Source organism: Deltaproteobacteria bacterium (assembly GCA_009929795.1).
Classification (GTDB): Bacteria; Desulfobacterota; Desulfovibrionia; order Desulfovibrionales; family Desulfomicrobiaceae; genus RZZR01.
In genome coordinates this window covers 1-8,727 of record RZZR01000100.1, presented here as the reverse complement: position 1 = coordinate 8,727, position 8,727 = coordinate 1, and the positions used below count along the sequence as shown (strand labels likewise).

6 protein-coding genes are annotated in these 8,727 nt (G+C 57.7%); 2 read left to right on the top strand and 4 right to left on the bottom strand.

Annotated elements, in window-relative coordinates; genetic code table 11:
* The first annotated feature begins 24 nt into the window (after positions 1-24).
* Entirely contained in the window at positions 25-1,167 is a 1,143-nt protein-coding gene (locus tag EOM25_10340) for a hypothetical protein (GenBank protein ID NCC25577.1), read from the top strand.
* Positions 1,168-1,200: 33 nt separating this feature from the next.
* On the opposite strand, the gene EOM25_10335 is transcribed toward EOM25_10340, so the two are convergent.
* From EOM25_10335 to EOM25_10320, 4 genes are all read right to left on the bottom strand, one after another.
* Positions 1,201-1,725, bottom strand: a complete 525-nt coding sequence (locus tag EOM25_10335) for a cyclic nucleotide-binding domain-containing protein (GenBank protein ID NCC25576.1) — start codon at positions 1,723-1,725, stop codon at positions 1,201-1,203.
* Positions 1,726-1,812: 87 nt separating this feature from the next.
* On the bottom strand, positions 1,813-5,880 hold the full coding sequence (locus EOM25_10330; GenBank protein NCC25575.1) for a hypothetical protein: 4,068 nt from the start codon (positions 5,878-5,880) through the stop codon (positions 1,813-1,815).
* Between the two features lie 300 nt (positions 5,881-6,180).
* Positions 6,181-6,939: a DUF1566 domain-containing protein gene (locus EOM25_10325; protein ID NCC25574.1), complete on the bottom strand. Its 759-nt coding sequence runs from the start codon at positions 6,937-6,939 to the stop codon at positions 6,181-6,183.
* A 219-nt stretch (positions 6,940-7,158) separates the two neighbouring features.
* Positions 7,159-7,959, bottom strand: coding sequence for a hypothetical protein (locus EOM25_10320; GenBank protein NCC25573.1), 801 nt, complete (start codon positions 7,957-7,959; stop codon positions 7,159-7,161).
* Positions 7,960-7,983: 24 nt separating this feature from the next.
* Between EOM25_10320 and EOM25_10315 the strand changes: the two genes are divergently transcribed.
* Positions 7,984-8,727 (top strand): ATP-binding protein (locus EOM25_10315; GenBank protein ID NCC25572.1); only part of this gene is annotated, 744 nt, incomplete at its 3' end.

Genomic DNA, 8,727 nt, shown 5'->3' with positions numbered 1-8,727 from the left:
TGGCAATAGGGACCGTCTGGAACTATTCACGGACAATTTGACCTCAACGTCAACCCGAATGATCCAGATCAGACCGTGAAAAAATCCCCACTGAGCGACCGGGCCCTGGTCCACCCTTTCAAGACCGCCCTGGCCGCCCTGATCGCCGCCCTGGCCTGCGAGGCCTTGGAACTCGACCAGAGCCTGTGGGCCGTGATTTCGGCCATCATCGTCATGCAGGCCGACCTCGGAGGAAGCGTCCACGCCGGGGGCATCCGGCTTTTGGGGACTCTCGTCGGGGCCATCGTGGCCGTCCTCATGGGGCTAATCGTCCCGGACCCGACCGCAGCCATGGTTGTGGCCGTTTTCGCCACCCTGACCATCTGCGCCATCATTCCTGGGCTCAACGAGGCCCTTCGCTTGGCCGGCATCACCGCGGCCATCGTTCTCATGCTCGGGGAGCCCGGAGAGAGCGTGGTCGAAATCGGGGCCGTCCGCTTTCTGGAAACGGCCCTGGGCATTACCGTGGCCCTGGCCGTGTCCCTGCTCGTTTTCCCCCTGCGGGCCGCCACTGGCCTGGGACGGGGTCTGGCCGAGGCCTTGAACACCTGCGCCAACCTCTACCGGGCCCTGATCCGGGCCGAATTCGAGGACCAGGACACCTCCAGGGACGTCGTCGAGGCCCGGGCCAGACTCAGGACCCTGCGAGACGACAACAAGACCTTGATCAGGTCAGGCTTCAAGGAACCCCGATCGAAAAAACGGGTCGAATTCCTCCGTGGCATCTTCCGGCTGGAACAACGCCTCGAAGAACACTTGACGGCCATGGAACACGCCGTGGAATCCCCCATCCCGGCCTTGAGCCTGCTGCGACCCCAGCTCGAGGCTTTGGCCGAAACCACCCTGACGGCCCTGCCGGTCCTGGCTCGGGCCGTGGCCCATCGCTCCGAGCCGGTCGACATTCCCCCCCTCGCCCCGGTCCTCGAATCCGTCAACGAACGACTTCAACTCATTCGCCATCAGGGCGAAACCTTGCGCTTCGATCTCGATGACATCATCCGCTTCCACGCCCTGATAACCGAGATGCGATACGTGGCACGAACGGTTCTGGAACTCGCAGAAAGACTCGATCATCCAGGGGACGACAAAAAACGGCTGTCAAACCCTAGTGATGAGCCAGGGGCTTGAACAAATCTTCCGGTCCATCGCCCCACCGACCAATCATTCTCCTGATTCGTTTGTGGAAACCGTTGTTTCCCGAAGGCGCACGGCCTCGATGACCGCCAGTTCGCGCATTATGACGTATCCGATTCTGGGATTGCCATTCATGACTTCCGTCAGTTTGGCGTTGTCCAGCTCGATCAAATCTGTTTCTTCTTCGACCATGACGTCGGCGAACATGGGCAGCCGGTTCAGGAACTCGGTCTCACCGATGATGGTCTGTCCGGTGATGGTCGTCACGAGGCTGCCGTTGACCCAGACCTGGGTTTTCCCGTCCATGATTAAGTACATCTTGCCCGGATTTTCACCCCGGCGCGTGATCTGCTCCCCCGCCTGGACGCGTCGCAACGTGGCCGCCGGAGCGAACAATTCGCGCTCGGCATCGGTCAGATCGGCCAAAATGGCCACTCTGGAGAGAACCTGATCCAGATCCTTTGATTCTCCTTTGACCGAGGAGACACCAAACAAGAAGACGGCCATTGCCGTCAGCAGGAAGACATTCACCTTTCTCCCATGAACCGACATCCATCAACCTCCTTGATTTTCGTTGCAGTTTCTTGGCCGGATCTCGGCCTTTCAATATTGATTCGGCCGTTGTTCTTTCCAAACCGGCTAGATTTCCCAGGGCTTATCCGCGACCCCCAACCATACGCGCCTTTTCATCATCCACAGAAAAACAAGCCCCCCCAGGATGGACAGTAATATCGTCCCCATGCCGAACTCCAGGCCGACCAGGGCCAGGCCATAGACCGGCAGCAAGGCCGTTCTGGCCACAGCCCGCAAAAACTCGTTGTCATCGATGGCTGCGGCCAGGGATGGGCTCCAGTCGTAATAGGCCCCAACAAAGGCCCGCCCAAGGCCGTTGGTCGTCAGGAATCGATCCCTGAACTGCCGCAAAACCTGGACGTGTTCTTCCTGATACGATCCAAAGGCCGCCGTGGCGATGAAGCAATTCCCTCCATCGTCGCTGGAATTGGACGCCCCGAACTCCCGGACCTCGACCGGAATGATGATGCTGGCATTGTGCTGGTTGGCCGTGTCGTACACCACGGCCTTGAGGTCATGGATCCCGGCGGTCGTCGGGGTCCAGTCGCAATAAAAATCGTTTTCCCCCTGATCAAAGCCGAAAGTCCGCTTGACCGAAAAAATGCGGCCATTGTCCTCAAAGAGAATGTGGCCGTGACTCTTGTCGGTGTTCGAGGCATGGACATCGAGATGAATCCTGTACGGGAGTCCGGCGTAGACATTTTCTCCGTATTCCTCGCTGGCCGGGGTCGGCGATACCTCGATGCCGACCAGGGTCAGGCGACCCGGTTCCCCGGACGGAAAGGACGCATCGGAAAAAATCTTGAATGAATTGTCCCATGGCCAAAAGCCCTGATTGTTGCTGCCCCGGAAAAAGGTCTTGCCCGAGGCCAAATCCTTTTCGGAACCCTCGAAGGAAGGAACCGGGGTCTGATCTTCGGCCCAGAGTTCGTGGATCTCGTCCTCGACCTCGTTGTCCGGATCGATCGTGACGTAAACGACATAATCCTTGCTGCCCCCGGGTTCATATCCGCCAAGACCTGAGGTATCCCATTTGACGTAGACCTCCTGCTGTTCCATTGGACCGAGATTGGCCACCGAAGCCTCTCCAATCTTGGTCAGTGAAGGCTCGGCGTCGTACAGGGTCGCGTTGTAGTCCGCATAGGCGAAACGAACCCCGAACGGACCGGTGTCCGTATCCAGGCTGTAGTTGTAGACCCTGGTCAGAACGTAGATCACGTCGCCGGCCACAGGCGGGGAGGCCACGAACAGCCTCTCGGTCTGATCGTCCTTGGGCTCGTTTCTGAGCAGGAATAGTCCTCGCATCCGACTTCTGTCCTGACGGTATTTGGCCAGGGACCAAGTCCCGAAATAGTCCGGGCTCTTCGGGTCCGGAGTCCAATGGAACTTCTTAGGCAGATTCAGGGCCGGGTCGGGTCGGCCTCGATAGTGCCTGTGCCACCAGACGCCCTGCTGGGACCCGGTCGGGTCCACGGCGTGGGCCATCTTCAGGACACCATCCTTGGTCGTGTACACCGTCGGCCTGAAGACATAGGCCTGATCCGGATCACCGTCTCCGGGGAGGTACAGACTGACGTCCTGGGTGTCGGACAGGAGGCTTTTCGAATAGTCCGTGCTCGACCAGCTCTTGTCCAGATTGAGGGACAGATCGATGTTTGTATACCATTTCTGCTCCTCGACGATGACATAGGATTCGGACTGGAATCCGAGCTGAAAATCGAAATTGAAATTGAGCTTCTTGGTGTGGGACCGCTCCTTGACCTTCCATTGGGAGGAGGCCCACTCGATGGAGGTCATGCCGCTGCCCGCGCTCCAGGTCTGCTCGGTATACCCGCTCATGGGCGAGTCCAATTCGTGGCTGACGCCGTCCACGTCGACAATGGTGTGGTTGCCCAGATCAACGGGAAAATTCTCGGCGCTCGTCAATGGATAGGACAGGATGTTCCCGTTTTCGTGGGCCGGCTGATAGTAATCGGCAATGTCGCAGCCCCAAACGTCCATGGATGCGTTGACCGGGCCGGGCATGACCACGTCGTAGAAACAGTTCTTGTTGTCCTTGTCCTTGAGCCCATAGATGGGAAACCGCCAGATATCGATGACACTGAACTGGATCTGCACATAGTCGTCCCGGTCCGTCTTGTAGAGGGATGAGGTCTGGGTCGAAGTGTAGTTCCCGTTCAGGTTGCTGGTCACGCTGTTGTAATCGTAGGCCAGCTTTTCCGATTCCTTGGTGGTAATCCCGGCCTTGGCCATCAACAGGCTTCCCTTGAGGGTCTGCTTGGCGGAAATCTGTTCCGATCCGCCGATGGAAAAATCGGTCGTGTCCTGATGGGTAGTCTCCAGGCTCGTCCCTCTGGTATCCGCAAAGGAGGTGTAGAATCCTCTCTCCCGGCTGACCTGGACGACATCCCAGGTTCCGTTTTCATTGGGGAGATAGTCGAGATGCTTGGGCGGCTCCTGGATGATATAGTTGGCCCTGAGAAAGGCGGGGATGGTCAGATGGACCGGAGCCCCGAGATAATAGCCCTTCCCGTCCCGGTCGGCGGCGATGATGGGCACGCTTTGCAGATCCTGATCCGTGGTCTGCGACGAGCCGGGAATGAAGTCGCCCTTGTACAGTTGGGTCAGGGAAAAGTCTTCGGCCACATCGTAGATGGCGAATTTGGGCTTCTTGTTCTCCGACCAGGAAAAGGCGATCTGATCCCTGAGTATCTCGGAATCCAGTCCCTTGAAGTTCCCGGCCGTAATCCCCGGCAGAATCGTGGTGTCGTTCGTGTAGGTGAAATACGTCTCGGAACTGCATACAGACTTGGCAAAGACCGGCTTGCAATCCTTGTCGACGTCAAAGATGACCACGTTGTTGTAGAATGTTGCATGGACATCGAGAAAAATTGCGGACATGGCGATTTGTCTGCGAGACGTGGTGTACCCGCTGGAGGGATTGTATTTGAACAGGCCGGAGGTGATGCTTGCCCCCCTGACGCTCCCGTAGCAATTGTAAATACTTGGAGAATCGTGCCAGGCATGCCGATGTTTGAGCTTCAATGCCGAGTCGGTGGAAAATGTCAGGAGATAGACCGTGTAGGGGAGCATATCGTACGGATCCAATTTCTGCATGGCCGAGATACACACGGCGATATCCTCGATGCCGTTACCGTCAAAATCTCCCGAGGCCATGTCGACCGCATTGAGTTGTCCTGATGAATCGATGGAATAGATGGTCGAGTCCTTCAACGTGAGTCCGGACTCCATCTTGAAGGTCGAAATGGAGTACTTCTGAGAGCTTCCATGACTGTCGGCAGTCCGAAAGCCCAGGGCGATTTCGGATTTCTGATCGTTGTCGTAATCGCCCATGGTCACGGAGATGAACGGCCTCGTGACACTGTTCTTGCCGGTCGGATAATCCAACAACGAGTCGGATGTAGAATGGGCCAGGTACTTGAGATCCTTGTCCAGAACGCATACGACCACGAAATCGCCATATCCCGGCTGGTTCCAGGCATGGAAGGCGACCACGATTTCATCGTTGTACTCGCCGTTCTCGTCGGCTTTCAGGTCCACGTCTCCGACGGCCAGACCGATACTGTAGTAGTTGTTGAACGACGACTCGGAGTTGAAAGACCAGAAATCGAAGGATCCGGCCGCTTTCGAGTTCACGTCCGGATTGTCGACAAAAAAGACATAGGGTTTGACCGCGTCATGGTCGCGGTAATAATGGGCGCAGACTACATCGTCCTGTGTCGGCGATGTAATCCGCCCTGAAGCCAACTCGACCGGCGAAAAAACGATGCCGGCATCGTTCTTTCCATTGGGGGATTGGCCATAGAGGGGCATGGACATGGCTTCGTGCGTATCCGACATCCAGGACTTGAGATCGCTGGCCTTGGGCTTGTTCCACGATTTGGTCAAGGTCTTGGACGCGATGTTCCCGCTCACGCTCAACAATAGATCGGATTTGAACAAATAGAGACGGTCCGGATTCTTGATCGGATTTTCCTTGCCCGGACGATCCCCGCTACCGGCACTTTCCAGAAACCGATTCTCGGACAAAGGGCCAGGGGTTGCCCAAACCGGGCCGGTAAACAGACCGAACACGCCCACACAACAGAAAACGATCATCGCCAACCTGAGCATCTCCTCCCTCCTTGACGTTTCGCGGCACAGAGAACGATCGATTCCATTGTTCCGGAAAAAAAATGCGCTCTACCTTGTCGCCGACAATTATGTAACCGTTTAATATGGTGTTGAAATCCCCCCCCTTTGGGGGTGGTCACAGACAGGGGCTCTGCCTCGACCAGAATACCTGCCCAAAAGCAAACCAAGGTCATTGAATTCATCCAGAAATTTCAGGCCTCTATCCCGGCAGAATAAGGATACATCATCGTCAATCCCATTCCTTCCAAGCGGCGAATCATCAAAGAATCAAATCACCCATTACTGCCCGTCACGCACAGCACGAACTTGGCATGGGTTTGTTTTACCATAATAGTCCACGTAACCACCCAAAAAAACCACCAGCCATGCGTTGAAGGACCCGCTGGCGCTGGTAGTGGACGACCAATGATTTCCCGACAGATTGCCAAGAAATGGATGCCCGGCAGGCAGGGCGGGATCAAACTCCCCATAGTCGATCAAGCTTTGTAGCTCCCGCAGGTTAGGCAGACGCCACTGCCCTGCGGTTGAACCGTCGCTTAACCCACAATAAGGGGCGGCAAGATTGTTCGCTGCGGCTAAAGCATCCGCCCATGGTCGACTGTTCTGACCCGTGCTATCACCACCATAGAACTCGGCACAGCTTGCGTCCTTCAGCCAGATCAACCCCGTCAGGTTGTCGGTTACAGTACCGTCGTTGTTGTCCGTGAAGCGTGGGTTGGGCCAGGCCACGCCCTTTTTCAATGCCCCGTCGTCACCGGCGGCTTCTGTTGTTGTTTGCCCGGTCTTGGGCACAGGTGCCGGGATTGATGATGGACTGGGGGAGTCCCCAAACAGCGGAATAACTACCACCTTGTTCTGAGCGAAGACCAGCAGGGGAGGCAGGACTAACAACAAGGCGATGAGCCAGAAAATTCTTATAAACTTTGAAGATATTATCATGGGTTTCCTCCTTGGTGGTTGGAGCTTACACTCAACCCAATGGTCATGATATTTTTCATGACAATGCCTCCTGTCAGATGGGGCTAAACATTGATTCATGGGAACGAGGGGTATGTGGGCCTATTCAGAATTACAATGACGTGTATCGGAAAAAACAAGAAAGCTAATATGCCAAGCCCTGGACATAGCGGCCGGACGAATCGAACCGTTGTCTTGGGTGGGACATAATCTCCTCCTGGGAAAAAGGCTCAAGAACGGGGTCACGGCAACAATCCCGCTCCCCCGGTGCGATGTACGGCGGAAAGGTGAAAAACAGAGCTATTCACCCAACAAGAGCATCAGCACCCCGGCCAGACCGCCCTGCTTGACAACCTTGGCCACGAAACAGTCGTAAAAACCATCCGCCGTGTATCCCCGCACAGGGTTGCCCCAGGAGGAATCGCCGTACCCGGTCACATAAACGGTACCGACTCCACTCGTTGTGAGGCCTGAACCAGAGTCGGTGCCGGTGCCGCCGAGAAAGGCATTCCAGACCACGGCCCCGGAAGCGCTATTGAACTTGGCCGTAAAGGCATCGGTATCGCCGCTGAACTCCCGTATCGGGCTGCCCCAAGTGGCGGAACTTTCCCCAGTCACGTAGACGTTTCCGGTGTCGTCCAAGGCGATACCACGGCCATAGTCGTCGCCGCTGCCACCCAGAAAGGCAAGCGCTTCCAGTGCGGCGGTCTCACCGTTGAGCCTGAGGACGAAGGCATCGTAATTCCCTGCATGGGGACGGGAAGGGGTGCCCCAGGAGTCGGAACTGGTGCCGACCACAAAAATGCTTCCGCCCTCGTCCAGGGCAATACCATTCCCGGAGTCCTCGCCACTGCCGCCCAGAAAACCGTTCCCTTGCAAATCGAGCAAGCCGTCCCCGGCCTCGCCACTGAGCATGGCCACGAACGCGTCGGTGGATCCCGAAAAAACGCGGTGAGGGTCGCCCCAGGTGGCGTCGCTCTCCCCGGTCACATAGATGTTGCCGCTGCCATCCAGGGCAATGCCGTAGCCGAAATCCTCGCCGCTGCCGCCCAGGAAGGTGTTTCCTTCCAGTGCTCCGGTCGCGGCGACGAGCTTGGCCACGAACGCGTCGGCAAATCACTCACCCTGCTCAAGGCCGGGCTCGGCCCCTTCGTCGAGCGCGAGCTGAAGGCCAAATTCGGCGACGGCTGGGCCTTCGAGGCGAAAGACGTGCTGTCCGACACCCGGCTGAACGCCGGCAACAGCGATCCCACCGGCGACGTCGCGGCCATGCTGGTCATCATGGATCGCAAATGGGGCGAGGTGTTTCGCCACATCCTCGGCAAGTCCGAGCGCAGCCTGGTGATCGAGATCATCGCGGTGCGCAACCGCTGGGCGCACCAGGAGCCCTTCTCCGGCGACGACGCCTATCGGGCCCTGGACTCGGTGGAGCGTCTGTTGTCCGCCGTCTCGGCCCCCGAGTCCGAGGAGGTCGACCGGATGAAGATGGAGCTGCTGCGCGTGCGTTTTGACGAGCAGGCGCGCAGCGAGAAACGCAAGTCATCCGGCATCGCCATTGAGAGCGGCGTGAGCGGCGGCCTCAAACCCTGGCGCGAGGTGGTGACGCCGCACGAGGATGTGGCGAGCGGGCGTTATCAGCAGGCCGAGTTCGCCGCCGATCTGTGGCAGGTGCATCTCGGCGAAGGGACGCCCGAATACCGCGACCCGGCTGAATTCTTCCGCCGGACCTATCTGACCGAAAGCCTCAAGGCGATGCTGGTCGGGGCGCTGCGTCGTTTGATCTTCGGCGACGGCGACCCGGTCATCCAGTTGCAGACCAACTTCGGCGGCGGCAAGACGCACGCCATGCTGGCGCTCTATCACCTGTTC

Coding starts and splice junctions, on each gene's coding strand:
- EOM25_10330 (NCC25575.1), bottom strand. CDS start 5,880: ATGCTCAGGTTGGCGATGATCGTTTTCTGTTGTGTGGGCGTGTTCGGT.
- EOM25_10335 (NCC25576.1), bottom strand. CDS start 1,725: ATGTCGGTTCATGGGAGAAAGGTGAATGTCTTCCTGCTGACGGCAATG.
- EOM25_10325 (NCC25574.1), bottom strand. CDS start 6,939: ATGAATCAATGTTTAGCCCCATCTGACAGGAGGCATTGTCATGAAAAA.